The 23,671-nt window shown below is 36.7% G+C and carries 31 protein-coding genes; all 31 read right to left on the minus strand.

Annotated features, from left to right (window positions below; genetic code table 11):
* Window positions 1–138 precede the first annotated feature (138 nt).
* A complete protein-coding gene (locus LA20531_RS01515) occupies window positions 139–756 on the minus strand; it encodes a hypothetical protein (protein WP_056940073.1) in 618 nt (205 codons plus the stop codon).
* Between the two features lie 90 nt (window positions 757–846).
* Window positions 847–2,253 carry a hypothetical protein gene (locus LA20531_RS11335; RefSeq protein ID WP_056940074.1) on the minus strand — a complete coding sequence of 469 codons (1,407 nt, stop codon included), beginning with the start codon at window positions 2,251–2,253 and terminating at the stop codon, window positions 847–849.
* An 18-nt stretch (window positions 2,254–2,271) separates the two neighbouring features.
* Window positions 2,272–2,841: a putative phage tail protein gene (locus LA20531_RS01525; RefSeq protein WP_056940075.1), complete on the minus strand. Its 570-nt coding sequence runs from the start codon at window positions 2,839–2,841 to the stop codon at window positions 2,272–2,274.
* On the minus strand, window positions 2,834–3,979 hold the full coding sequence (locus LA20531_RS01530; protein ID WP_056940076.1) for a baseplate J/gp47 family protein: 1,146 nt from the start codon (window positions 3,977–3,979) through the stop codon (window positions 2,834–2,836). Before LA20531_RS01530 ends, LA20531_RS01525 begins: the two co-directional genes overlap by 8 nt.
* Window positions 3,969–4,424: a DUF2634 domain-containing protein gene (locus LA20531_RS01535; RefSeq protein ID WP_236943774.1), complete on the minus strand. Its 456-nt coding sequence runs from the start codon at window positions 4,422–4,424 to the stop codon at window positions 3,969–3,971. Before LA20531_RS01535 ends, LA20531_RS01530 begins: the two co-directional genes overlap by 11 nt.
* Window positions 4,408–4,809, minus strand: coding sequence for a DUF2577 domain-containing protein (locus LA20531_RS01540; RefSeq protein WP_056940077.1), 402 nt, complete (start codon window positions 4,807–4,809; stop codon window positions 4,408–4,410). The genes LA20531_RS01535 and LA20531_RS01540 overlap by 17 nt, the downstream gene beginning before the upstream one ends.
* Window positions 4,782–5,849 (minus strand): XkdQ/YqbQ family protein, encoded by a 1,068-nt coding sequence (locus tag LA20531_RS01545; protein ID WP_056940078.1) that lies wholly within the window; start codon window positions 5,847–5,849, stop codon window positions 4,782–4,784. The genes LA20531_RS01540 and LA20531_RS01545 overlap by 28 nt, the downstream gene beginning before the upstream one ends.
* Window positions 5,846–6,538, minus strand: coding sequence for a hypothetical protein (locus LA20531_RS01550; RefSeq protein WP_056940079.1), 693 nt, complete (start codon window positions 6,536–6,538; stop codon window positions 5,846–5,848). The genes LA20531_RS01545 and LA20531_RS01550 overlap by 4 nt, the downstream gene beginning before the upstream one ends.
* Before the next feature lie 12 nt (window positions 6,539–6,550).
* Complete coding sequence (locus LA20531_RS11340) at window positions 6,551–9,304, minus strand: tape measure protein (protein WP_201779575.1); 2,754 nt, start codon at window positions 9,302–9,304, stop codon at window positions 6,551–6,553.
* A gap of 248 nt (window positions 9,305–9,552) precedes the next feature.
* Window positions 9,553–9,969, minus strand: coding sequence for a phage tail assembly chaperone (locus LA20531_RS01565; RefSeq protein ID WP_056940080.1), 417 nt, complete (start codon window positions 9,967–9,969; stop codon window positions 9,553–9,555).
* Between the two features lie 12 nt (window positions 9,970–9,981).
* Entirely contained in the window at window positions 9,982–10,455 is a 474-nt protein-coding gene (locus LA20531_RS01570) for a phage tail tube protein (RefSeq protein WP_056940081.1), read from the minus strand.
* Between the two features lie 11 nt (window positions 10,456–10,466).
* Entirely contained in the window at window positions 10,467–11,927 is a 1,461-nt protein-coding gene (locus LA20531_RS01575; RefSeq protein ID WP_056940082.1) for a phage tail sheath C-terminal domain-containing protein, read from the minus strand.
* A gap of 3 nt (window positions 11,928–11,930) precedes the next feature.
* Window positions 11,931–12,134: a hypothetical protein gene (locus tag LA20531_RS01580; protein WP_056940083.1), complete on the minus strand. Its 204-nt coding sequence runs from the start codon at window positions 12,132–12,134 to the stop codon at window positions 11,931–11,933.
* Window positions 12,103–12,528, minus strand: a complete 426-nt coding sequence (locus LA20531_RS01585; protein WP_056940084.1) for a phage tail terminator family protein — start codon at window positions 12,526–12,528, stop codon at window positions 12,103–12,105. The genes LA20531_RS01580 and LA20531_RS01585 overlap by 32 nt, the downstream gene beginning before the upstream one ends.
* Window positions 12,525–12,926 (minus strand): HK97 gp10 family phage protein, encoded by a 402-nt coding sequence (locus LA20531_RS01590; RefSeq protein ID WP_056940085.1) that lies wholly within the window; start codon window positions 12,924–12,926, stop codon window positions 12,525–12,527. Before LA20531_RS01590 ends, LA20531_RS01585 begins: the two co-directional genes overlap by 4 nt.
* Window positions 12,923–13,285 (minus strand): hypothetical protein, encoded by a 363-nt coding sequence (locus LA20531_RS01595; RefSeq protein ID WP_056940086.1) that lies wholly within the window; start codon window positions 13,283–13,285, stop codon window positions 12,923–12,925. Before LA20531_RS01595 ends, LA20531_RS01590 begins: the two co-directional genes overlap by 4 nt.
* The gene (locus LA20531_RS01600; protein WP_056940087.1) at window positions 13,282–13,653 is read right to left on the minus strand and encodes a head-tail connector protein; all 372 of its coding nucleotides are present in this window, start codon (window positions 13,651–13,653) and stop codon (window positions 13,282–13,284) included. Before LA20531_RS01600 ends, LA20531_RS01595 begins: the two co-directional genes overlap by 4 nt.
* Before the next feature lie 17 nt (window positions 13,654–13,670).
* Entirely contained in the window at window positions 13,671–14,777 is a 1,107-nt protein-coding gene (locus LA20531_RS01605) for a hypothetical protein (protein WP_056940088.1), read from the minus strand.
* Window positions 14,778–14,791: 14 nt separating this feature from the next.
* Window positions 14,792–15,331 (minus strand): phage scaffolding protein, encoded by a 540-nt coding sequence (locus LA20531_RS01610; protein WP_056940089.1) that lies wholly within the window; start codon window positions 15,329–15,331, stop codon window positions 14,792–14,794.
* 526 nt (window positions 15,332–15,857) lie between these two features.
* The gene (locus LA20531_RS01615) at window positions 15,858–16,931 is read right to left on the minus strand and encodes a minor capsid protein (protein ID WP_082589021.1); all 1,074 of its coding nucleotides are present in this window, start codon (window positions 16,929–16,931) and stop codon (window positions 15,858–15,860) included.
* Window positions 16,932–16,933: 2 nt separating this feature from the next.
* On the minus strand, window positions 16,934–18,400 hold the full coding sequence (locus LA20531_RS01620; RefSeq protein ID WP_056940090.1) for a phage portal protein: 1,467 nt from the start codon (window positions 18,398–18,400) through the stop codon (window positions 16,934–16,936).
* Window positions 18,391–19,620, minus strand: coding sequence for a PBSX family phage terminase large subunit (locus LA20531_RS01625; protein ID WP_056940091.1), 1,230 nt, complete (start codon window positions 19,618–19,620; stop codon window positions 18,391–18,393). Before LA20531_RS01625 ends, LA20531_RS01620 begins: the two co-directional genes overlap by 10 nt.
* Window positions 19,607–20,107 carry a helix-turn-helix domain-containing protein gene (locus LA20531_RS01630; RefSeq protein ID WP_236704154.1) on the minus strand — a complete coding sequence of 167 codons (501 nt, stop codon included), beginning with the start codon at window positions 20,105–20,107 and terminating at the stop codon, window positions 19,607–19,609. The genes LA20531_RS01625 and LA20531_RS01630 overlap by 14 nt, the downstream gene beginning before the upstream one ends.
* 65 nt (window positions 20,108–20,172) lie before the next feature.
* A complete protein-coding gene (locus tag LA20531_RS01635; RefSeq protein WP_236943775.1) occupies window positions 20,173–20,604 on the minus strand; it encodes a DNA-methyltransferase in 432 nt (143 codons plus the stop codon).
* Window positions 20,591–20,896 (minus strand): class I SAM-dependent methyltransferase, encoded by a 306-nt coding sequence (locus tag LA20531_RS11475; RefSeq protein WP_236704156.1) that lies wholly within the window; start codon window positions 20,894–20,896, stop codon window positions 20,591–20,593. The genes LA20531_RS01635 and LA20531_RS11475 overlap by 14 nt, the downstream gene beginning before the upstream one ends.
* Window positions 20,897–21,517: 621 nt before the next feature.
* The gene (locus tag LA20531_RS01640) at window positions 21,518–21,958 is read right to left on the minus strand and encodes an ArpU family phage packaging/lysis transcriptional regulator (protein WP_056940092.1); all 441 of its coding nucleotides are present in this window, start codon (window positions 21,956–21,958) and stop codon (window positions 21,518–21,520) included.
* A gap of 128 nt (window positions 21,959–22,086) precedes the next feature.
* Window positions 22,087–22,638, minus strand: a complete 552-nt coding sequence (locus LA20531_RS01645; protein WP_056940093.1) for a hypothetical protein — start codon at window positions 22,636–22,638, stop codon at window positions 22,087–22,089.
* Window positions 22,639–22,760: 122 nt separating this feature from the next.
* On the minus strand, window positions 22,761–23,099 hold the full coding sequence (locus LA20531_RS01650; protein WP_056940094.1) for a VRR-NUC domain-containing protein: 339 nt from the start codon (window positions 23,097–23,099) through the stop codon (window positions 22,761–22,763).
* Window position 23,100: 1 nt separating this feature from the next.
* Complete coding sequence (locus LA20531_RS11115) at window positions 23,101–23,256, minus strand: hypothetical protein (protein WP_157771643.1); 156 nt, start codon at window positions 23,254–23,256, stop codon at window positions 23,101–23,103.
* Window positions 23,257–23,258: 2 nt separating this feature from the next.
* Window positions 23,259–23,444, minus strand: a complete 186-nt coding sequence (locus tag LA20531_RS01655; RefSeq protein WP_056940095.1) for a hypothetical protein — start codon at window positions 23,442–23,444, stop codon at window positions 23,259–23,261.
* Window positions 23,444–23,656 (minus strand): hypothetical protein, encoded by a 213-nt coding sequence (locus LA20531_RS01660; RefSeq protein WP_056940096.1) that lies wholly within the window; start codon window positions 23,654–23,656, stop codon window positions 23,444–23,446. The genes LA20531_RS01655 and LA20531_RS01660 overlap by 1 nt, the downstream gene beginning before the upstream one ends.
* Window positions 23,657–23,671: the final 15 nt, after the last annotated feature.

A 23,671-nucleotide genomic window follows, 5' to 3' on the forward strand; every position in this document is an offset into this window, starting at 1 on the left:
TTCTATCTATCAATAAAGGCTATTCTTTGAGGATTTTTATTTTCCCATATATTACACCGCTATCTACTGTCGTTCTTCATAAACGTTAGTCTTTTTTTGCATAAAAAACAGCACTCATTGAGTGCCTTAAATATATATTTATTTAGTTTTTAAAATCTTACCATTCGCAAAGTCAGAAATTAACCAACTATCCCAATCAACAGTTCCATTGCCTACTGCACCTGTTCTTGTCATTGTCCAACCCATTTCGCTATGATCGGGCGTAACGGTTTGCTTTATTCTATTAACGTCAGCCTTGGGATTTACAACATTCAAAAAGTACCACTGATTTTGATATTCAGCAGGAAAGTGGTCCATATTGCTACTCTCGACAAAAAAATTTCCTTCTTCAGTCAAGGTATTAATATCTACATTTTGCTTAATAACATTTGTTGCAATGTCAGACTTCCATGCAATCTGTTTAAAGTTACTTGGTTGCTTTGCAAAAGCGGAATAACTATCTGATCTGAGATAGAAATTATTTTGGTCATCAAAAAACAACTGTAAAAACTTATCCCCAGAATGCAAGTTTGCAAATGCGCCCCAAGCTGTAGTGTTATTAGGATAACCTGCCCCATTTGTTTGTTTAGTGGGATAAATTCCCGTTTCTGAAATGTGATTATCAAGAGAATCAGAAACATAATCATTTTGACCTAGCAGCCTATTTAAGTCCTTTTGATTAGCAATTTCATCACCATCAATAAAAATATTAGCCATTTAATTTCTCCTTTCAAAATAAAAACAGCCCATTTAGGACTGTCGTTGCATAAAAAACGCCAGTTTTAGACTGCCGTTCTGTCATGAGTGTTAATCGTCAGTTATAAACGCAATCCGCTGTGGGTTTGCGTTTTCCCATTCTACTGCTTGTGCTTCCTGCGATTTGGCAAAGCGTCTGCCTTCAATGTAGTTAGCTTTGATGTAGTTAATTTGGTTGACTGCATCGTTGAGTTGTGTGTTAAGTGACGCAATCTCGCTAGCCTGCGATTCAACCGTGGCATTAGTACTGCCTAAATCAGACTGATTAGCTTTAGTGGCTAGCTCACTGTTTACAGTTGATTGAAGATCATTGAAATGATTGTATAACCACTCGATGTTGATCTTTTGACCAGCTACATAAGCTTCGCTAGGCTCGTCGTTCATATCGTAAATGCCAAACACGATTGAGCCGTCCGCTGCGGGCTTTGTGGAAGCATCGTATGCAGCTTGCGGACTATCACATTTAACAAACGTGATCTTTTGCCCTAGCTTGTCATCGGTTTGCGATTTAGTATATACATCAGATGCGTTGGCTTTAGTATTAGCAGTTTCTTGCGCCTGATTTGCTAAGTTAACAGCGCCATCGATTTTACTGTCACGAGTGCTAAAAGCGTCATCGACAGCTTTTTTTGTGTAAATATCGGTTTTATCAGCTTTAGAATCTAAAGCGCTTTGTGCCTTATCATCTGCAGCTTTTGCAGCAGCTTTAGCTTGTCTAATACCTTCCTCAGTATCAGTCTTGTCAGGAACAGCAGTAATATCAGCTTTGGTTTTAAGCAACTCCCCTAATTGTTCAAGACTTACATATCTAGACAAATCAGGGTCTGGAACAACCAAATTCAACTTTCCAGTACTGTCAGGTAAAATCTCAGCCCCACCATTTATGCTTGCACTCTTAGCAACATGGCTCATATCTTCTTTGTGAGTATTTTCAAGCTTTTCAAGATTTGCGGTTACTTCACCTTTGTACTTGTCAAATTGTCCATGAGTAACTGAAGCACCATCATTAATAACGACATTTACCGCTTGAGCTTTGCCAATGACTAAATACATCTGCATGTTAAAACGGTACAGAACTTTATCATTAAAGTCTGGCATATATTCTGGGGTAACCGCAGTGGTTACGGCGTAAAGAAAATCGTTTTCTTGCCCCTCTTCTTTGACGTAAACCCCAATTATTCTAATTTGATAGCCAGTGCTTAAATTTTTATTAGCAAAACACAAAGAAACACCAATTACTGAATTATTGCTTTCAACTTCTTCAGTGTCCATGACGGTTCCCTGCTGCATGATGTTAGGAATAGCAGTTACTTCCTCGAGGTCTTGAATAGTTTTATTGCTCCAATCATCCGCAGAAGTAACCGCCCTTGTGATTTCAAACTTTGCTTGCCCTGCATTAGCTCTTTTAGCTAATTCAAGGCCAGCATTAGTAAGAACCGTTTTGTTATATTGCGACATTTTTTAAAAAATCACCTCTTACAATTTATTTTGAAAGCCAATTTGTGCAGTATTAGCTTGAATGCTTATATAAGAATCCGCAGTATTTACAATGCCTAAGTAAAGTTCTCTTGGGGTGTCAGCTTGAGCAAGATTAATCTTAATATCATAAATCATAGTTGCCGGTAAAGTGATATTCAGCATGTATTTCATACTATTAACTTTATCTGGTGTAATATCTGTAGATTTTGCTTCAACTATAGCTAAATGCTTAGCATGATCAACTCTTACTTTAGATTTTAAATTCATAATCTCAAGTAAATGGTTAAGGTATCTAGTAGTTAAAGGCTTAGGTGGCAATAATCTTAAAAGAACGTTATTACGTCTAGTTTCAAGGCTTGCACCTGAATCTGGCTTAATTCCTGCCTGATCTTCAAAAACTGAGATGCCTTTTTCATCTGCTTGAATGATAAATTCATTTAAAAGCGTTCGATTAATCTTTTCATCAAACTGATATAGTCCTTTGGATTGTGCTTTTAAAAGTTCCTCCATTTCATACACACCATCATAGTAATCTGGCATGTATTTTAAGAGTTCGTCTTTATTCATTTATAGTCACCTCACCTAAAACGGGAAGCTGTGAGGTAGTATTGTTAAATACAAGTTGTAGATCTTCATCTTTACCGTTAAGCCGTGGCATTGTAGCATTTGCTACACCTTCCAGCATCATTACCCTAGAAAGGATTTTTGAGCGGTAAATAGTCATAGAATAGCCCCTACCAACTGTGGCATTAATAGTGCTCCAATCTCTACGCAATGATTTAAAGAATTCTTCGAGTGAAGTCTTTATATTGGCTTTAATCGTATCAACGTTCGCACTATCCGCAATTGTTACATTCATTGTGATATCAACAGTGAAGGTCTCAGGAGCTGCAACAGTTACCCTATGATCGATCGGAGCTAAACCATACCCTTGTGTAGCGGACTCCTCAGGGTCAATTTCTTCTTTAACCTTTTTAATCAGAGTTTGACTAGCAGGCATCAGATCATTATTCAAAATAACTAGTTTAACTGTACCTGGTCCGTCCCACGTTGGATAAACCTGAGTTGCTCCAACATCATGAATTTTGCTAGTCATATCTAAGTAATCTGCAACGTTACCGCCGTAAGCTACCCAAGAATTACTGTTAAGTAATCTAGCTCTTAAATGATCATCATTTTCTTCATCCCTGGCTGGAATAGTAATTTCAACAATTTCAGCCCAGGCTAAATTGTCGTTGGGTGTTACTGGTAAAACTTGTCCTAAGTAACTGTTAGCACTTATTCCGGCTTCTTCGGCTTGCATTTCTGCGGTGCCATCATCATTTGCTTTAATGACGGTATAAAAAATAGGTGATTCTGCAATACTTGCAAATCTATCACCTACTTCAACGTTTACCGGATTACCATCATCATCATTGAATTTAGCTTTAACTTCTGTATTTGTAGCTGCATATCTATTAGTACCATGTTCAACCGCTCTATAGTCTAGGAATTCTCCTTGAGCGGTCTTAATATACGTTTCTCGTATGATATTAGCTAAGGATAAAGACTGTTGAGCACTAACCATAGCAGCAGGCGCTAAAGCATCATAAATAATTGAACCTTCACGTTTATCAATATCATTTGGCACATTATCAAGCATCAGGTTTAACCAGTAATCATAGTTCTGTGCTTCTAGTTCGTTTGCTAAATCATCAGGATTCATCTACTATATCCACCTCACTTTCAAACCCAACCCGACCATAAACGGTGTTGGCGAAACCTTCTACGATAATTGAATCGCTACTTGATTGTTCACACTTGGTAATTTCAACGCTAGTGATTCGATCATCTGCTTCTAAAGCTTCAACAGTCATTCTTTCAGCTTCTGATAATGCATAATCAATAGATTCTCCAATCAGTTCAGGCAAATCATTACCATACTGTTCATCGTAAATCTGATAAACAAAACGTTCAGTCTGTAAAATTTTATCCACTGCTTGTTTCATTGCATCAAGTTCATCAGTCATTCCACGAATTCGACCATTAGCCACTTTAAAAGTATAGGTAGGGCTTTGATCGTCTTCTTCATCATCAAGATCAGCATCATCTAAATATGCATCTTCCATTAATGCACCAACATTAATTTCTTCATCAGAATCCAAAACCATCTTCACCTAACCTTTCAAGTAAATAGAACTGTTGACCACCATCCAAACGGATCATTGTGACCTTATCACCTTTTTCAAGTGAATTATCAAATTCAATGTACATTGATGTTTTCTTAAAACTCAAATCAGCCTTACTGATATTAGCTGTATCGTGGTGGCCATGAAAAGTCATATCTGCAGAGCCTTTCATAATTGCATTACCTTGCAGTTTGAATTTTCCAATGTGCTTGCCAAGAATAATAAAATCATTAGTCAAGACCATATTGTTAGAAAGCTGTACTTTTAATGGTTTAGGACTAATGACAGTACCATATACAACATCCGAATAATCGCTTGGCTTACCACCACGTTTTGTCATTAACTCATAGAGCCGTTTACCTGCCATGATTGTCCCACCTTCATTGTTAACTCAACTGTATAATCTTGCCCAAAGTGGTGAGTAGCTTTCAAGATTGGACAGTTTTTAAATTTCTTTTTGTAATCTTTGATTTCAACAGTAACATAGTTGCCCGGAACTAAATCAGTACGACCAACGCATGTAATCTTTAGCTCTTTGTTCGCTCTATTTCGATTTTTAAGCTCATTTTTGGCTTGTTGAATCATCTGAGCATCGTTAGCTTTCTTCTTGGCATTCACTACCTTTTGAAGCTTGCCCCATTGTTTAGTAGATGGCATAGTAACCGACTTCGATTTAATAGTAGTTGTTTTTGGATCATCTTCACCAGTCTTGGTTTTAGATGAATTTTTGCTTTTCTTACTATCCTTTTTAACAACCTTTACAACATTGTAAGTATTATCAATATCAACCGAATAATCATAATCAGTTAATCCAGATGCATCGCCTACAATAATATCTAACTTTTTGTAAGGAAATTTTCTAAGCTCTACAGTGTCGTAGTTGTCATAAATCAAATAATGTTTATGAGTTGCTTTAGTAGTAGCGCTCATCGCACTCTTAATCATATCAAAATACGTCTTACCATCATCGACTTCAGCCTTGCATTTATGACTAGATCCAGCCACAACTTTAGCTTTGATCCCAGCACGTTTGCACACGTCCTTGAACCGTTCACTTAATGTTCCTGTTTTAAAGACAATTGAATCTTCATTCTTTAAGTATCGACTAGGGGCATAGCACTTAACAGCAATGTTATGATTTTTATCAAAACTATACTTAAAAACATAGCCGTAAAACATTTTCTTCTTTTTCCATTTAAAAGAAATGATGTCGCCTGTATATGGAATAATTGGCTTCTTTTCAAAAATCATTTTGAAGTTAAATTCGGTCGCTGAAAAATTAGTATCTCTATCTAATGTGACTGAATCATCAATTACTAAATCACTTATATCATAACCAACACGGCGCTTAGAGTGTGTAAAGTGAGTGGAGCGTCTATACAAGGTCATTTGAATTAAATCACTCATGATCTTTTTACCTCACTCATTTTCACCCAACCATGGGCTTTACCATTAATGCCTACGCAAACTGGATATTGGCGATTGGGAATAATGTATAAAACTTCGCGTTTAGCATTTTTTTCATACATTCCTGCGCCTCTGCCATAACTGTCAGCATGCAAACGCCCGTTCACAATAACCGTTGAACCTACATTGATTTTTCCAGCAGGCTTAGATCGTTTTTTGCCTTTCTTAGACCTGCCTCGCTTTTTGGGATTCTTCTTTTTCTCGTAACTAAATTTACGATACTGTTTTAGTTCCAAAGTATAGGCATATTCATCAGCCCAACCATTTTCCAAACCATATTCAAAACTAGCGATGGTCATCAACATTGAAATATCTGTCTTAGTAACCACGAATCTAACTTTGTGATTCTTACTTTGCATTTTCTTAATTTTTTTAACATAGGTAGCCTGCTTATGTGGGCTTTTAGTCGCTACATAGTGAGCGCCAACCGTAGGAAAAACAGAATTAATCGATACACCTACTAGCTTTAATTTGCCAGGAATATTTACTTCACCTAAGTTGACAATGGTTTCAGAATGATCATCTGTTTCATATTTCAGCTTAACATCGCTAGGATTAACTGGTATTTGTAAATTTTCACCTGTTGTTTGATCTTTTATATAAAATTCCATGCCACTACGATCAGGCATATGTAACACTTCCTAACTTAATGATTTATTAGCTTGCTCCATAATCTTTTCTTCAAGTCTGTCAAGTAAAGCATCCGCATCTTCTTCAGGATTACCAGAGCTATTAATTACAATGGCACCTGGGGCAATAGTGATTTCGCTGGAATTATTAGTGCCACCAGTGTAGTAATTACTACTTGTAGCGCTATTTGGTCTAATTGAACTTGAACTTAAAGAACCCGAACTGTTGATAGAGCTATTTAGTCCAGGGTAAGCACTATTGATCATGGCTCTACTACTTTGACTGATAAGCCCTCTTGTAGAATCCATACCCACAGCCATACCTTGTCCAATGAAGCTACCAACTTCGGCAAACAATCTTGATGGAGAGTGGATTTGTGCCGCTGCTCTTGCAGCTCTATTAGCTTGAGCTACCAGTTCATTAGCCGCGGCGGCTACAGCCCCAACTTGAGACCTAATACCATTCGCTAGACCTTGACCAATCATTACCCCAGCCGCTTGCATAGCTCCAGCGGCACTTCTTGCGGCTGCTACAGCTTGATTCAACGCGCTACGAACTGCGGCACTAATTTGAGCGCCACCTGCTCTTGCAGCTGAAGCTGCTCTACTCATACCTGACCGAACAGCAGAAACGACACCGCTCATGTTAGGTCTCTGCACTTTAGGGGCAGGGATTGTTTTAAGTTTAGGCATTGATGGCTGTGGTACTTTAGGTTTAGCTACTTTAGGAGCTTTAATTGTTTTAAGCTCTTTAGGCATAGTTGGCGTTGGTACTTTTGGCTTATCAACTTTAGGAGCCTTAATGGATTTAACCGTCTTAGGTACAGAGGGAGCTGGAACTTTAGGCTTGCCAATTTTAGGAGCAGGAATAGTTTTAGTATTACCACCAAGAATGTTTTTAAATGGGTTGGTAAAGTTAAGTTTTGGCTTTTCAACTTTAACTTTAGGGCCTTGAACAGTCTTCTTACCTAAATCGGCAATTTTAGCATTAGCACTAGCCACATCAACCTGTGGTTTCATCTTAATACCGTTGACATCACTAGCAGTCTTCTTAGCCGCAGAACCGACTTGGCTAAACTGTTTAATCATATTGGCAGTGGCACCATTGCCAATAGCATTACCAACATTGCCAAAGGAGTTCTTCATATCGATCATGGCATTCTTAGCATCTTCAATGTCACGTTTTGCGCCACTGAAGTTTCCAGTTAACGCATCTCCTAATGCATGGAATCCTTGAGCAATGCCTCTAACAGCATTAACCACTCCCGCCGCTACTGATACTAATGACGTTAAAGCATCAACTACAACGCCAATCCCAAGAGCTACGCCAGCTAATGCGGTACCACCCAATGTTCCAAGCGCATGCCCTACAATTTGTAAGACTGGTGCTAATGGTGCAGCTGCCGATCTTAATTGATTAAAGGCATTTGTTAAAGGTGCCAGCCCTGCAGATAAGCCATTAAATGCACTAGATAATACTTGTGTTACTGTGCTTGCAATTGGCTGGATTGTGGCTATAATTGCACTACCTATGCTAGATAAAATCGGCATTAAGGTAGACATCAAATTAGAAACTGAAGATATTAAACTGTTAAAAACAGGAGCAATCATATTAATTAAATTGCCTATTGCTTGACCAACACCTTCAAACAAACCACTAGAATTTAGGCTACTAAACATATTCTTAATAGCATTAACAGCAGTTTGAAACGTTGAGACGATTCCATTAATTGCACCAGAATTTTGGAATCCATCAAACATTTGACCAATTGATGTACCAATTTCAGAAATCACAGGCATAATTCTAGAAGCAGCGTCACCAATGCCATCGAATACTTGATCAATATTAATTTTGCCTAACGAATTAGATAGTTGATCACCAATTTTAGTGAAATTAAGTTTGCCTATTCGATCTGATAAGTTAGAAACCCATTTAATCCCGACTTTTGAGACTTTATCAAAAGCAGGCTGAAGGTTATTAGCTAATGTTTCCTTTAAGCCGTCCATAGCTTGCCCAACTGTCTTATATTGGGTAGCCATTTTACTAAAGTTGGCGTTTGTACCAGTTTTAGCAACAGCATTTAAGAAATCTTGAGTCTTCACCTTGCCGTCTTGAATATCTCTAATAAGTTGTGTAGTACTTTCGCCCATCGTTTTAGCAACAGCAGAAATACCTGCTGGTGTTTGCTCAAGCATAAGCTTGAAGTCCTGCCATTGAACCTTTGGTTTTGCGGCCATTTGAGTGGCTTGCTCGCTTAAAGTCTTCATAGCTTGTTGTGGGTTATCAGCCGCAGAAGCCAAACCACCGAAACCTTTGACTAGTTGAGCAGTATTTTTAGTACCAACTGCGGCTAACTGAGCATAAGTACTAGACATATCGGAAGCACTATAAATTGTTTGTTGTGCAAATTTTTGCATTTCGGCTTTAGCTTTATTGATTTCAGTATTTGAAGCGCCTAACTGGTGCATATTCCCTTCAAACGTTTGCCATGAAGTTGATGCTTCATTAAGTTCTCCTAGCATCGATCTAATACCAGAGCCAGCTAATCCCATTCCTTTGCTGATCATGTTGCCTACCGCAACGCCACCAGCCATAGATTTAAATAAGCCTCTGCTGGATTTTTCAGCACCACCCAACATATTTCCGCCTAGGGTGCCTTTTAACCTGCTAAAACCTGATTGTGCTCTTGAAAGTCCATTTGCTAACTTATCTAATGGATTACTAAAAGCATCAACAACTCTAATCGTTGCACTTATTTCTGGCATATATTACCTCCTTTCTGGTTCTACAAAAAAAGAGAGGCTAAGCCTCTCACATATCATTTCAATGTGTTATGACTTTGCCTCTCTTTTACTTTCTTCTCTTTCTTCCTCTTCTTGTTCTAGCCTTAATTCAATTGATGCAACAACTAATGTCTTTTCTCTTTCATTTAGATCTACCCATTGCTTTGGTGTCCAATGATACTCATTAAGAACATAATTATAAATTGAAAAATCACCAACTGAATTATTAATTAGTTTTTTGCTTCAGCAACTAAATCATTACCATTATCAGCATCAATACCTGAAAGCTCTAATACTTTTTCAGCTAATGCATTATATTCACCTGCTAAGAGCATTGCTTCCAATGTGCCCGCAGGATCACCATAAGTGCCGTAATGCTTTTGAAGTTCCTCATTCTTTAAATTGGGAACCACGACACTAGCTGCCATTAAATTATTTTCAAACTTATCTTGGTTTAAAACCTTTTGAGAAGTTCTAGTGGATTTATTAAATTGTACTTCTTTTGAATCATTTCTTAATTCGCTTACTTCTTTTGCGGTTAAAGAACGAATCTTAAAAGGTGCTTTTAAACGTTTGATCTTTACTTCTTCTTCCTTTACAGGACTTTCAACATTAATAAAGTCTTCGACATTAAAATTTTCAGCCATTTATTTTTCTCCTTACTGAATACCATCAAAAGGTTGAACTAAGTGAATACCTTCAAACGTGAAATCTGCCGAAGTATCCATTACAGTATCATCTGCTTTAAAATCTGCCACTGGAATTTCGTCCAAGTTCACTTCATCAAGTTGAATAATTTGTTTACCAGCTCTTGAAGTTAGGTCTTCGATGGAAAAAGTGATCGCAAAGTATAAATCCCCTTCCTTCATAGTGTAAGGAATACCATATTTCAACCAATTACTGTTAATTACATATTGACCTAAAGTACCAGTACCATCAACAGAAGTGGTTTTGTGCTTAGTCCAGTGATCACCCAGAACTTGAACCTTTTCTTTGTTCTTTTTGATGTTAATCTTTAATTCTTTACAATCAATCAGATTAATAACATTACCATCAATAGTAACGGTAACCTTAGCATCCTTTGATGAAATGGTATCTCTACCATGAAGAACTTGTTCTAAAGTTGTTGCCATTTATTTGCCTCCTATCTAACTACCAAGTTGACGTAAAGCTTTTCCATTGAGTCAACTGGAGTCACATATAAATCCATTAATACCGCGTCCTTGTCATTGCCTTGGGCCAAGCTTAAATCGCTAGGATCAAAATCGCGAATTACGTTTTGTGACTCTAATCCAGATAAGTAACTTACACGGTTAGCTTTAAATAAATCACGCCCATATTCGTTATTTGAAACCTTACCTAAAAAACTAGTTTCAAACGTTTGAGTAGTATTAGTACAAATTTCATCAAGTGTTCTAATAATTCTGTTTTTGCTAAAGTCTTTGGATTTTTCGCTAGTGAACTTAGTAAGTGAGTTAATATCTTGCTCAACCACAACGCGACTACCAGCCAATGTGGTAAACACAATTTGTCCAGCGCTTAAAGCTTCAATAGTCTTATCATTATTTAGCTTAGGCTTAGCTTCTACAGCATCATCAAGTTGGGTATAAGTTAATGCTTGATCTGGTGTAGCACTAGCACTCATCCCAGCAAATCTAGCAGTGGCAATATTAGGAGTAATCACAGTACCATCGTTAAGCACGTAACCGTTCAGAACAGTTGATACACCTTCATAGTTGTAAGCCACACCAGTTGAATTAGGAACAACGGCACGAACCTTAATGCCGACATTTTCACGCAAAATCTTAATTTCTTCAGCTAAAAGCTTGTGAATATTGCTTGATTCTTCCCAACCAGCAGTAGTTGCTACAGCATAATATTCGTTTTCCAAGTAGTCATGCATGTCATCAACTACATTATTAGTGCCATTAGTACCACCTGTTAAAGTAACGTTTGTAGCACTTTGAGTTAAACCATTATAAATTGCAGTATAAAGTGGATATTCTCCCTTGCCATTTAATTCCTTAGTAACATCTGCCGGAGTAGTACCAAAAGTAATGTCTACGTAGTCATTGTGGACTTCCAATTGGTCTTCCTTGGTTAATCCTGCTTTAGCAATTGCATCGGCGCTTGCCTTTGGTAAAGTGATTTTTACTTGATCAACTTGCTTAGTACCAAAGATAGTAGTTACAGTTACATCCTGAGTATTTGCGCCATCAACTAAAGGACTAGGAACAAAACTAACACTAATGTTATTGCCCTGTTCACCTTCATATTTTGCATTAATGGTATAAACACCTGTCTTAGTAGCAGTAGATTTAGCGCCACCAGTAAAATCGTTTAAAAGCAATACCGTTTCGGCACCCTTTAAAGCTTCATAAACTGGAGCCAATACCTCATCGGTGTTCTTGTGCCCAGTTAGCGCAGTAAAATCACTAGTAGCTTTTAATTCAATGATGCCATTCTTGCCCCAACCTAGAGGCTTATTTTGGAACATCAATAAACGGCCCAAAGGTGTGGTTAATACCGGCTTGCCATCACCTCGAACATTGATGTAAACACCCGGTCTTACTTTGTTTTGCATTCTCCAAGTTCCACCTGCCATTTATTACATACCTCCTTTAAATTCTTCAATTGCTTTCTTAGCTTCGGCAATTGTATAAGTTTTGTTGTCTTCCAACGCAACATTAATCAATGCTGTGTTGTTAGTCCCAGGGAATAAATTGGCTTGCTTAATTTGAGCTTTAGTATACTCAACTTCGGTGCGCTTAACTTTGATGTTATTCCCTGTTGTTTCCTTTTGTTCTTGCATTTAAATCTAAACTCCTTTGTTTCAGTGAAAGATCTGGTTTGTACATTCGTAAAACGAGATCAAAATCATACGTCAACGTATGTTCATTAGTATCTACACTGAATTCACGATTTCTTAAATAAGCGAAATCAGGCAATACAGTTAGATTGTCCATTAGCAGTGCTTCCATCTCATCTAATGCTTCATTAGCATTTTCTTCTGGTGGAAAATAAACAACTTGAAATGGCATTTTCCTAGTTTCATAATCAAAAAGTTCTGGTTTTAGGACTGCATTTCCTGCTCTGCTTATGAAAAAGCACGGTTCATCAAACCCACTTGGCTGGTTCTCCGTGTAAATCGTTGTTTCTGGCGAGATACGAGCTAACTCATCCGCAATTCTTTCAATTATTGTCATGATAGTAAATCCCTAAAAGCCCATAAGCCAGGTGTTATCAGATCAGGCAGTTGAGAGTTTATCGCATTCAAGGAATTCTTCATAAAGAATTGGCCTGGTACCCAGTTCTTGTGATTACGAGTTCTGTGGCCACTTTCAACATAGGAAGCATATTCAGTAGGATTACTTACTTTAACAACCCAGCCACCACCACTCACAGAAGGGCCTTCAGCAGTCCAAGCTTTACGTAAAGCGCCAGTATCAACAGGAGTATTGGTTTTGAGCGTTCTAATGGCTTGTACACCAATGCGCTTAGTGCTTTGGCCAATCTCTTTTTTGAGTTGACCACTATCTATTCTTCCTTTAACACGACTAGCCCAAGCCTGAAATTCTGCATCGTCAACAGTTCCCAAACTCATGCTTTTTCATCCCTTGCCATTGCTAACTCTTGATGTGAGTAATAGCCAGAATATCCTTTGCTAGAGCGCTTATATTTGACTGTATTACCGTTTTGATCAGTAATATAGATAACCGCCCCAGCAGGAATATCAATACCATTACGGATTAGTAACTTAGCGTCCGCTTCATCAGTACCAAAAATAGTTTGAGTACCTGCAGATTGCCCTTTTAAAACAACTTTGCAAGGTTCATTTTCTACTATCGTAGTTTCAACACTATTGGTAATGTGGTTCTTAGTTACTTTTTTAGTACCAGTGATTTTGGCTCTATCCGTCCATAACAAAGAGACTACCTTTTTTAAGCCTTCAAATTTGCTCATTCTGGTAGCCTCCTGAAGTTGTTTAAGATATTAGTGTAATTATCCGTAATAGGATTTAAGCCTTGCAGAGCTAAATAAATATCACTGACGGGCTTAAATGTAACACTGGTATCACCTTCATTTAGTGATTGAATGTTAGCAGCACTCTCGCCATCAAAAAATCCATTTACCTTAATTGCTTGAACTGTCATGTTAACCACTACAGTAGATAATTCATTAGGTAATTCATCAATTGGAATATTACAGTAATTAGCAATGTCATTCATGATTTTATCAACTGTAAAATCAATGATCTTATCATAATCAGGATTTTCATTATTGTTAGGGATTAACAATTTAACTTGGTCAGCAATGTGTTCTTTATCCATTCAATCGCCGCCTTAAGCTATTTTACTAAAGCTAATAAATCTGACTTTGTGGTCTTACCTGTGTAGTCAATGCCGTGCTTATCTAAGTAAGCCTTAATTTCTTCAACGGTATTAGCATCAGTAGGCTTTACATCAGTACTGTCAGCAGTTGGCTCTACATTAGCAGTATCGGCTTTCTTGCCAAGCTTTGATGAATCTGATAAGTCCTTAACACCAGTAGCATCACTAATAACAGCTTCATAACCTTTGGTCTTAGTACTCAACATAAGAACATCATCATATGATTGTTCATAGTATAAGTAGTTGCCCGAAGTTAAAGCAGAAGGTTGGTCAAATCCAACGAATGAATATTTCTCAGGTGCAATTTGAATACCATTGCTAATCAAGAACATATCAATTTGCTTAGCACCTTCTTTAAACTTTGAACCAACAGTGAAATCAAATGTAGTTTGCATCAAGTCTGATGGAACAACATGAATAGCAGATACTTCATCTAATGAGTGAACAGTACGAGTAATAGCTGAAGGATCAGAAATCACAATAGTGCGGTTCATAGCATCTGCACGCTTCAAAATTGCATTCATCTTTGGAGTTACATAAAGGATACGACCTTCAGCAGGAATACGAGCTTCATCAAAGTTACTCATCATTTCATCAAATAACTTAAGGATATTCGTTTCATCGACTGATTCAGTGTGAATGCCATCATCACCATCATAGTGAACCTTTTGTTGGTAAAGCTTTGAGAACATCTCTCTATCCTTTTCAGGCATTTTAGAATCCAAATTAAATTGACGAGTAATATTAGCAATTGAAACCACCATATCAGTTTCATCAACATCCAAAGGATCCACAAGAGTGCTCCAGTAACGTTCGTTGGTTAATTCGTATGAATCCCAGTCATTACTGTAATTAGCTGCAAAGCCTGTAATAGTTCTACGTTGACGGTCTTGACGACCTGCAGTAATGGTTAAACGTGGTACTTTAATATGTTTTGCTCCATCAAACTTAACCATTGAGTTAGATGGTGAGTTCCATAAATCTGCACTATATAAGTGACCATCATAAAAAGCTTGTTGCACAGCACTTTGGTATGCATCAGCATAGTTAATAACTTCTGCCATTTAATAAATCTCCTCTATTTCTTAAAAACATCAACCATAGCTTGAACCGGATCAGTAGTAGCAGGTGTTCCGTTGCTAGGTTCATAGTTCTGCTTAATACCTTCATCAAAGATGTATGGTGCAGTTTTGTGAATTTCCTTAATTTGCTCATCTAGTCCTGATAGGTTGCCTTGTTCATCAATTTTAACCTTGCCCATATCCAAGAAACCTTTGATTGCTTTGGTATCTCTGACCTTGCTTGCACTTAAAGCACGATCAACAGCACTAGTAAGACGTGTTTGATTTAATTTATTAGTAAGATCCGCCGTGTCATTCTTATACTTGGTTTCCAATTCCTTGTATGAGTTTGACAGCTCTTCATTATCCTTAGCATTCTTACGCAAATTCTTTAAGTCTTTATCACGTTCAGCAATTTGAGCTTTCAAAGCATTGTTTTCTTCAATAATTGCATCATTACCAGACTTAGCATTATTAATATCTTCACCGTTTAAGTCCATAACGGCTTTGATTTGATCTTCATCAAGTCCTAAATCTTTAAGTTGATTTCTTTTCATATAAATTCTCCTTACCTTTTACACGTTTTAATACGAGACCGCCCCTCACAAGGCATACAAAAAGAGCAGTTTTACGACTTACTCAGGTCAGACAATTATTAATGTAATGTCCAATAAACATTAATTCCAAAAGTATTTTTTATAAAATGGACAAACCACACATTTATTAGAATTCCTATAACTGAAAGTACTACAAAAGCAATCACTACAAGTAAGACTTGCAATGCAATTGTAAGCCACTCGCTATAGCGTATTTTGTTCCATAGATTTTTCATATTTTTACCTCAAAAATGTAAGGAATGTAAGGAAAATGTAAGATCTCTCGTCCTTACTCTCCCAAAGGATTGCAAAGATTTTTTAAAAATTCTTACACCTTACACTGCCTTAAAACTATTAATAATACCCTTGTACTATATAATATATATATTTATTATTTATATTTTTTATATTAATGTAAGATGTAAGGTATATTATATAATCCCTAGAGCCACAAGGGATTAGGGCCTTACACAACCTTACATTTTTCTTACGTTTTTGCTCTAAGCCCTACTCTCCCAACGGTTTTGGCTGTAAGGCTTTTCTGGGCGGTAGCTTTTTTCCATTGTTCAAAAGTCATATTCCGCGTCCATTTACCTTTTCCAGTAATCGGATCACGATACCAGCGCGTTGGAATATCAGGCAAGTCTTTAATGTAACCACAAGTCGTGCATCTGCAGTAGGGATGCATCAGAGGGTAATTAATGCCTTCTTTTTTATTCTTAACGTCAAAGATACGTTCATCTAAATGAGCGCAAACATCGCATGTATGAGTTTCTAGCGTTGCTAAGTATTGATACTGTTCAATGTCTGAATCTTCGTAGAACTCTGCTGTAGCCTTTTCTGCAGCGTGTCCCATTTCAGTGACAACTAAACGATGGATATTGGATTTAACCACACCTTGAAATTTGTCTCTTAACATTCGTTCAACACGATTGTAAGAGTATCCTAAAGCAGTTGATCTAAACATGACATCAGTTAACACTTCAGGCATTACTTTAGTGTAATTGTTCCAGATTCTTTTACTAAAATTGCTACCCTGCCAGGGCTGATAAACAATATCCTTTAATTCTTGTTCATTAAAGTGAGCAAAATTAACATCTAAGCTACCTACTACTAAATATTTGTTGTAATTTTCCAATAGGTAAGTATCTTCATACCGTTTGGCTAAACCAATGGCCATATTATCTTCTTCATTATCAGCATATTTAGCGGCTAATTCTTGATATTGTCTGTACAATTCCTGAAGTCTAGCAATTCTAGTTTTATAGTAAGCAGAGTTTAATTCTTTTTCAAAGCCACCAGCTCTAGCCTTGGCTTCAAACTCTGCCAGAGTCATATCAAATTTAGAAGTATCAATGGAATTTAAATAATCGGCCACTTGCTTTAGTGATTGATCATTTTCTTTAGCATATTTAGTTAACCATTTCTTAGATTCTTTAATAAATTCATTCTCAAGATCCTTAAGACGAGACCGCATAGCGACTTCATATTCAGCAGTTGAAGCCATCTCTTTTTGTTTAGCTAAGAGAGCGCGTTTCTTCCAATATTCTTGTGAGTTCATAATTAATCACTAGACTTCTTATTTGCCTTCTCTGGCTTATCAGAATCGTTTTTATTATCATTAGGGTAGTCTTCATCTTCAGGATTATTAAAGCTCTGAGAGGCTCTAAAACCGTCGCTATTTTGAATATCATTTTTTTGATGTTTAAGTTCCTGTTGCCAATCATCAACAATAGGATTTGATTTAGCAATTGCTTCTTTACTTGAGTAATTAGCAACAGTGGCAACTTCTTGAGCCTTGGCTAAATCATCTTGTACCTGGGTTCTAGTCCAAATCTGAGAGATTTTGAGGCTTTCAGCATCCCTAATACCCAAATGATTCATAATGGCTCTCACTAATTGACTAATGCCGCGTCTAAAGTTTGATTCTGTAATTCCAGCCTTTAGTTCCAAATGTGAATACAGCATCTTAATTGCTACACCGCTAGCATTGCTATTCTTAAAGTTAGCAGGATCAATGCCTTGACCATAAAGGAAGATATTTTCTTTGGTGGTCTGCAATACTGAATTTCTAGCTTCAACCGGAATATCAATCTGCAGTGTATCAATACCAGATTGATCACCATTACCTGCATTGTTAAATTTAACAGCCTTATTTTCCTTCAGATCATGCATAAATTTATCAAGCGATGTGCCGCCATAATTCTTAAGCACTAACACTACTTGTTGAATATCATCAATATCATTTAAGAAGCCATTATAAATATCATCATAGGCATCAATCAGACCCTTGCATTTCTTAAGCTCTGATAACTTAAGTTTATTCTTTGGAAATGCAATGAACGGGACACGCCCAAAATTATGCTTTAATACGTTACTTACACCAGTTTCATAACCAGCGCTCATATCATAGCTAGTAATATTGTTGTATGGCTCAAGGTCATCAAGGCTAGAAGTTGGTTGTTTAAAGAAAGTGGCCTCTTTATCGTTCCAGTATTCGTGAACTGTAAACAGCTTACCAGTATCAGGATCTAACTGCTTGTATGATCTCAATACACCTGACAGCTTATTATCTAAAGTAGTTGAGTAAATTGGCGTAATTTGATTAGGTGGAATAATTGCATATCTGAAGTTACCATCTTTATCAATCCAGTAATGAAGCCATGCAACACCAGCATTACTTGCATCAATTACTAAGTTATTTACAGTTAAGGCAAAATCGTCACCTAGCGCTTCAGAAATATCTTCATTGTATTTCTCATTGCCCACATCAATCTGAGGGGGAACAGTAGCCACATAACCTGCTTCTTGATCAACAAGCAATTGATAGAAGTTCGATGGCACACGGTTATCAGCATGGCGTAGTGGATCGTCCTTGCCGTCCTTATTCAACTTGGCTTTGCCATCATTTCTGTTTGTAATGTCAGTTTCGTTTCTATAATATTTCAATGCACTTTCATAACTGTTGAAAAAATTAGCACGTTGCGTACTGGCATTTTTGATCAGCTCCTGCATTTGTTTTAATTCCAAGGGATGTAGCCTCCTTTCGCGTTTCTCGAATAAATAGCATATCTTAAAGCATCCAATCGGTCATTATGTCTTACATCGTTTTCTTTCAAAGGTAGCCCCGTGGTTTCGTCCCAAGCGTATTGGTAAATTTCATTCATCAAGCCTTGAGAACAAGATTCAGCAATAAAGAATTTGCCTTCACGCATCTTCTGCGCAACGCATTCAATACCTGGCAATATATTCTTGTTAGCATTGATACAGTTGATGCCTGCCGTTTGAAACTCATTAACATTATCTGGTCTTGCTGAATCAGCATAAAAAATAAGATTGTGTCCAAACTCATCTTGTAAGTTCTGTGCAATCTTGACCCAATAGCTAATAAATTTATGTTTCTTTGTATAATCTCTTAAGACATAAGTATTTCCTTGATCGTCATCGCCAAGTAGCAAAATAGGATTAGGGTGTTCATAACCCCAATCGCAGCCACAGTAATAATGCAAGCCTTTAGGAATCTTATCATCATCAATAACCATTGTGTCCTTATTAAAGTCCTGATAAACAATACCTTCACCAGTTACCCACAAACCTAAAATATCACGATCGTAAAACATCCCTCTAGGCTTAGAAGCCTTAAGTGATTCAACATATTCTTTGTCTAAAAACGTGTTGTCATCAATGGTAAACGTATATGAAATAATCCCAGCTTTCGGATTTTTGTTATCAATGTAATCAGTCTTAAGCCAGTGCGTTGGGATGTCGGGGTTACTATCACAAATAATATGTGATCCCTCCATGGAACAACGATTACGAATTTCGTTAAATACCTCTTGATTTGCTAATGTTGCTTCGTTTATATAAGCTCCATACGCAGTAAACCCACGTGCCCTAGTCAATCCAGCAATTGACGCAGTATAAACAGGAACAATATCAACGTCAAACAAGTGATAATGATTATGTTTGTCAGCTTTTAAATCTAAACCAAATTGGCGCGATAATTCAGCAATAATATTGTTATAAATCGAACCCGAACTAGCACCAGCTAAAATGAATTGTGGGTGCTTGTCATTTCGTTTCTTTGCTAAATTAGCAACACGACGCAGTTCATACATCAGCAAGATATTGTCTATGTAAGTTTTACCAGCACGAACAGCACCAACATTGATCATCATTTTAAATGGAACTGTTAAATAAGTATGAAGAACTTCAGCCTGCTTAGGAGTTAGCACATCATTTAGAGCCATGCTGTAAATCCTCCTTTGCTAAAGTGTCCATCATCTTATCAAGCAACAACTCAACATCTGCACCATTGTCTTCCATTGCCTTAGCCCTAGCTTCAGCAACTCTTGCATCAGCATTAGCTTTACGAATTTTGGCTTTATCCAGTTCAGGAGTTGAATTATCTGAAAGTTGACCGCCCATCTTTAAAATTGTTATCGCTGATTGCATTTGTACCATTTCTGACTTGGCGTGAATCATTAAATAATAAAGGTGATTTAACGCTTTAGGAACATAAGTATTTTTTACTGTAATTTTCAAATACTGTTCTTTAGCTGCTATAAATAATTCATCATTTTTCCAGTTACGAATAGTTCTATCTGTTCTTTCAACTAGTTTTCCTATTTGTTCCTCTGTTAAATCATCTTCAACCATTGATTTAACAGCTGTTTGCTTTCGTCCATCTAGTTCAAAAAAAGGGCCTTTACCGGAAATTTTAGGAAACTTATTCACACCATCTCACCACCCCTTTTCTTCTAAAAAAATCTTTGAGCTGCTTTCCATTTCTTTAATCAAAGCTAAGCATTTTCGATTCTTTGCTTAGCTATTTCAAAATATTCTTTATCTAATTCCATACCAATAAAATTACGGTTTAATTGCTTGGCAGCCACACCAGTTGAGCCACTACCCATGCAATTATCTAAAACTGTCATGCCTTCATCTGTATAAGTTTTAATTAGATATTTCAATAGCTTAACTGGCTTTTGCGTTGGGTGTAATGAATGTTTATTTTTGTTTTTAAATTTAATTACATCGATTGGGAATCTTTCTCCATTTGAACTTGTTGGTTTATATTTTTTGATCTTTAAATCATAATTTTGGGATTCGCTATTGGCATTACCTTTGTACGGCTTGAAGCCCATTCTCATTTGTGGGTTATAAATTGGCAAATGCTTATAAAACACGTATATATTTTCATGTGCTTTCATCGGCATTTTATGGCAACTCAAAAAAACCTACTGGCATTGTTTTTTGCCAGATCCATTCATAGCGATAAGGCATTTTGCTAGGCGCATTCATGATTAAACTTGCACCAAATTTTCCCATACCAAACAACAGAACAGCACCATGATCTTTTATGATCCTTTGGTACTGTTCAAATAATGGCTCCAGCGGAATAATTGAATCCCACTTATTAGCTGTCATTCCATAGGGCAAGTCAGCCAATATAAGGTCAATAGAGTTGGTTTTCACTTCTTTCAGTAGCTCCAAGCAATCGCCTTGTAATAGTGTTTCTGTCAAGTTATAACCTCCATATTATTCCTAACTGCGCCTTATTTTTACGTAAAATAAAAAGCCAGCTTTGCTGACTTGAATTAAAACCTAGGATGGACTTGCACCATCATCGTTGACTTAGAATGTCATGTTTTCTCTAATTAAACTACTAGGTTTCTTAATACGATTAAGAATTAAATATGCTCTTTGACAAATAATTTTGAAAGGACATCTAATGATGTATTCTCGCATAGCAAGAACTAAGCAATAGCCTTATAAGCGCATCTGGACTTACACCAGAACCACCGCTACTGCAATAGTCGGACGTGTCTTTTTGCTCGTGAGAGTTTTTGCGCTTTACCCTGTTATTTAAAAATAAATTTCAAGGAGCAACTTATTTAATGGCGCTTGCTAACGCCACTAAGGATGATGCAGGATTTCCACCTGCACTGTGTACACATCAGTTGTAGTCAAAAGGAGACTTCATTCGTCACTCATAATATTCGTACAAATATCATCCTCGAAAGAAAATAAAAATGTTATTTATCGAAATCTTGGGGAGGTATTTCCTTAATTTTTCGACAATACTATAATAACGTGGTTTCGCTCCGCACGGAGTGCGTACTTAATTCGTACATTGTACGTCCGTCAAGTGTACGCAAGTAATCTTATGACTTTATCACAATGATTTTTTGTCTGCCATCCTTCAAAAGAATAGGCAAAAGTAAGTAATGCTCTTTTTCTATAAGCCGCAAAGGATGTATGTTCTCTATAAACAAGGGGTTGAATATCAACCCATCTTTGATGCTTAATGTATAAACCTATTAATATTTTTTGAGAAACAAGATCAACACCATGATATAGAGCATCATGAACTGATTTTACAACGCTCTGTGCATCTAAGCCGTTAATTAACTTAGTTTCAATACCATTAGCTTTACTTGAACTGTAATTCTCTTCAAAACTAGGTGACGACAAATCAATCATTCGGCTACCACTCATAAGAACAATTTTTTCCAAATCGTCTTTAAAAAAGTCACTTACATTCTTGCATGTTTTTACAGCATCAATTTTAGGTACCAACTCCATATAATTACTCCATGTTTATATATTTTTTAATTGCTTTAGAAGCCACCATTGAAATAGGTTCATTAGTTTTCTTACAATATTTCGCCAATTCGTCAAAAACTGGCGTATCAATTATAATTTTCATTTTATCATCCTTTCCATGCTTCATTCAGCCATGAATCAATACCATGCTTTACAAACACAATAGATTGGCGAACAGCATATGTGCAGTCGTCGGGCAAATCGCCCCAATAAAACGATACTTCTGAAATTTCGTAGCCCAGCTTAGGGATTAGATTCAAAATAGCTTTGGAGTTAAAGCTATTAGAGATTTTTGCAATTCTAGTCATGCCTTTAACATAAGTAGTATAGAAATCTGGTTGACCATCTTTAGTTAATTTGTATTTAAAGAGAGGTTTGTATTTCAAACCATAGAATTCTCTTACACGTTGTACTGCAGGCTGTCCTACATGAAGTATTTCATAAATTGCATGTGCTGGATAACCATATTCCAGCATTTTCTTAATTTCAAAATCAAGATCATCTGGCTCAAACGTTTTTACAGCTCTATGACCAATTGCAATTAAATTTTGTGCCTTAATCAAATCTGGATCATTTTCAGGAGTTTCACTAATTGAACCATATTTTATTTCAGCTCTGTGAATATAAATTAAGGCTTTCTGATATTTAGTTAAATTCATCTAAACCACCTTCTCCACACACACACTTTTTACACTTTAAAAACGATTTTAAAGACCCTCAGAGCGTTTTTTAAATTGCTGAGCATAGTTACACTAGGTTACATAAAAAGCTTTCTAAAGGGCTAATAACCGAATCCACATAAAGCACCATCAACTATCATTAGAGCGTCTTGAACGCTTCGTGCAATTCCATGAATCACATTATGAGATGCAAGAAATTCATGAAATCTCAATTGATCTGGTCTAGGTTTACCTGTTTTTGATTTAACTTCAATAAAAAATATTTGATTATCAACCCAACGAAAGCCCATTAAATCAGGAAATCCTTGAGGTAATCCAGTATCAAACCAGCGATGATCTATTGTTTGCACTTTACCTACATTAGTTCTAAAAACACTACATTTGTGCTGTGACAAAGCCACTTGAATTTCTCTTTGAATATTATGTTCTTCACTCGCCATATCAAATACCTCTAAACATTAATACAATCAGAATAATATCGATTACAGTTAATCCTAAGCCTAGCCAAGTTTGCGTTAGTTCTTCATCTGCATTTTTGATTAAATCGTAAAATAAACAATTTGCGATCAAAACAATGAACCACCAGCTTACAATCATTATCATTTAATCACCCGACCTCGCCCGTAATGTTTATAAATTGCATCAACAGCAGCTTCATAAGTTTTGAATGTGCCTAAGCTGCATTGATAACTATCTTTCCACCACAGTTCAAAAGATCCAGCATTAGTTTCAACTACATTTAAGATTGGAGTGCCATCAACACAAGTAATATAAAATGAACTCATTATTTTTCCTCTATATATTCAACGATTGCCGTTATCATGGCAGTCGTTATCGTTCCGAGACCAGATACACCAGTATGGGACACCCAATCATTATTAACATATCGATGTAAGATTTTTATGTTAGGATGCCGTGAAAACCAATCATTTACTTGGTCTTCGAAATCGTCTGCTTTTAGAACGAATATTTTAATTTTTATTTGTTCCTTGTCCATTGTTGTTTGCCTCTC

It is taken from the genome of Lactobacillus amylovorus DSM 20531 (assembly GCF_002706375.1).
GTDB classification, from domain to species: Bacteria; Bacillota; Bacilli; order Lactobacillales; family Lactobacillaceae; genus Lactobacillus; species Lactobacillus amylovorus.

Bases quoted from the DNA above. Each gene is read 5' to 3' on its own strand.
- LA20531_RS01515 (WP_056940073.1), bottom strand. From the start codon at position 756: ATGGCTAATATTTTTATTGATGGTGATGAAATTGCTAATCAAAAGGAC.
- LA20531_RS11335 (WP_056940074.1), bottom strand. From the start codon at position 2,253: ATGTCGCAATATAACAAAACGGTTCTTACTAATGCTGGCCTTGAATTA.
- LA20531_RS01525 (WP_056940075.1), bottom strand. From the start codon at position 2,841: ATGAATAAAGACGAACTCTTAAAATACATGCCAGATTACTATGATGGT.
- LA20531_RS01530 (WP_056940076.1), bottom strand. From the start codon at position 3,979: ATGAATCCTGATGATTTAGCAAACGAACTAGAAGCACAGAACTATGAT.
- LA20531_RS01535 (WP_236943774.1), bottom strand. From the start codon at position 4,424: ATGGTTTTGGATTCTGATGAAGAAATTAATGTTGGTGCATTAATGGAA.
- LA20531_RS01540 (WP_056940077.1), bottom strand. From the start codon at position 4,809: ATGGCAGGTAAACGGCTCTATGAGTTAATGACAAAACGTGGTGGTAAG.
- LA20531_RS01545 (WP_056940078.1), bottom strand. From the start codon at position 5,849: ATGAGTGATTTAATTCAAATGACCTTGTATAGACGCTCCACTCACTTT.
- LA20531_RS01550 (WP_056940079.1), bottom strand. From the start codon at position 6,538: ATGCCTGATCGTAGTGGCATGGAATTTTATATAAAAGATCAAACAACA.
- LA20531_RS11340 (WP_201779575.1), bottom strand. From the start codon at position 9,304: ATGCCAGAAATAAGTGCAACGATTAGAGTTGTTGATGCTTTTAGTAAT.
- LA20531_RS01565 (WP_056940080.1), bottom strand. From the start codon at position 9,969: ATGGCTGAAAATTTTAATGTCGAAGACTTTATTAATGTTGAAAGTCCT.
- LA20531_RS01570 (WP_056940081.1), bottom strand. From the start codon at position 10,455: ATGGCAACAACTTTAGAACAAGTTCTTCATGGTAGAGATACCATTTCA.
- LA20531_RS01575 (WP_056940082.1), bottom strand. From the start codon at position 11,927: ATGGCAGGTGGAACTTGGAGAATGCAAAACAAAGTAAGACCGGGTGTT.
- LA20531_RS01580 (WP_056940083.1), bottom strand. From the start codon at position 12,134: ATGCAAGAACAAAAGGAAACAACAGGGAATAACATCAAAGTTAAGCGC.
- LA20531_RS01585 (WP_056940084.1), bottom strand. From the start codon at position 12,528: ATGACAATAATTGAAAGAATTGCGGATGAGTTAGCTCGTATCTCGCCA.
- LA20531_RS01590 (WP_056940085.1), bottom strand. From the start codon at position 12,926: ATGAGTTTGGGAACTGTTGACGATGCAGAATTTCAGGCTTGGGCTAGT.
- LA20531_RS01595 (WP_056940086.1), bottom strand. From the start codon at position 13,285: ATGAGCAAATTTGAAGGCTTAAAAAAGGTAGTCTCTTTGTTATGGACG.
- LA20531_RS01600 (WP_056940087.1), bottom strand. From the start codon at position 13,653: ATGGATAAAGAACACATTGCTGACCAAGTTAAATTGTTAATCCCTAAC.
- LA20531_RS01605 (WP_056940088.1), bottom strand. From the start codon at position 14,777: ATGGCAGAAGTTATTAACTATGCTGATGCATACCAAAGTGCTGTGCAA.
- LA20531_RS01610 (WP_056940089.1), bottom strand. From the start codon at position 15,331: ATGAAAAGAAATCAACTTAAAGATTTAGGACTTGATGAAGATCAAATC.
- LA20531_RS01615 (WP_082589021.1), bottom strand. From the start codon at position 16,931: ATGAACTCACAAGAATATTGGAAGAAACGCGCTCTCTTAGCTAAACAA.
- LA20531_RS01625 (WP_056940091.1), bottom strand. From the start codon at position 19,620: ATGGCTCTAAATGATGTGCTAACTCCTAAGCAGGCTGAAGTTCTTCAT.
- LA20531_RS01640 (WP_056940092.1), bottom strand. From the start codon at position 21,958: ATGGAGTTGGTACCTAAAATTGATGCTGTAAAAACATGCAAGAATGTA.
- LA20531_RS01645 (WP_056940093.1), bottom strand. From the start codon at position 22,638: ATGAATTTAACTAAATATCAGAAAGCCTTAATTTATATTCACAGAGCT.
- LA20531_RS01650 (WP_056940094.1), bottom strand. From the start codon at position 23,099: ATGGCGAGTGAAGAACATAATATTCAAAGAGAAATTCAAGTGGCTTTG.
- LA20531_RS11115 (WP_157771643.1), bottom strand. From the start codon at position 23,256: ATGATTGTAAGCTGGTGGTTCATTGTTTTGATCGCAAATTGTTTATTT.
- LA20531_RS01655 (WP_056940095.1), bottom strand. From the start codon at position 23,444: ATGAGTTCATTTTATATTACTTGTGTTGATGGCACTCCAATCTTAAAT.
- LA20531_RS01660 (WP_056940096.1), bottom strand. From the start codon at position 23,656: ATGGACAAGGAACAAATAAAAATTAAAATATTCGTTCTAAAAGCAGAC.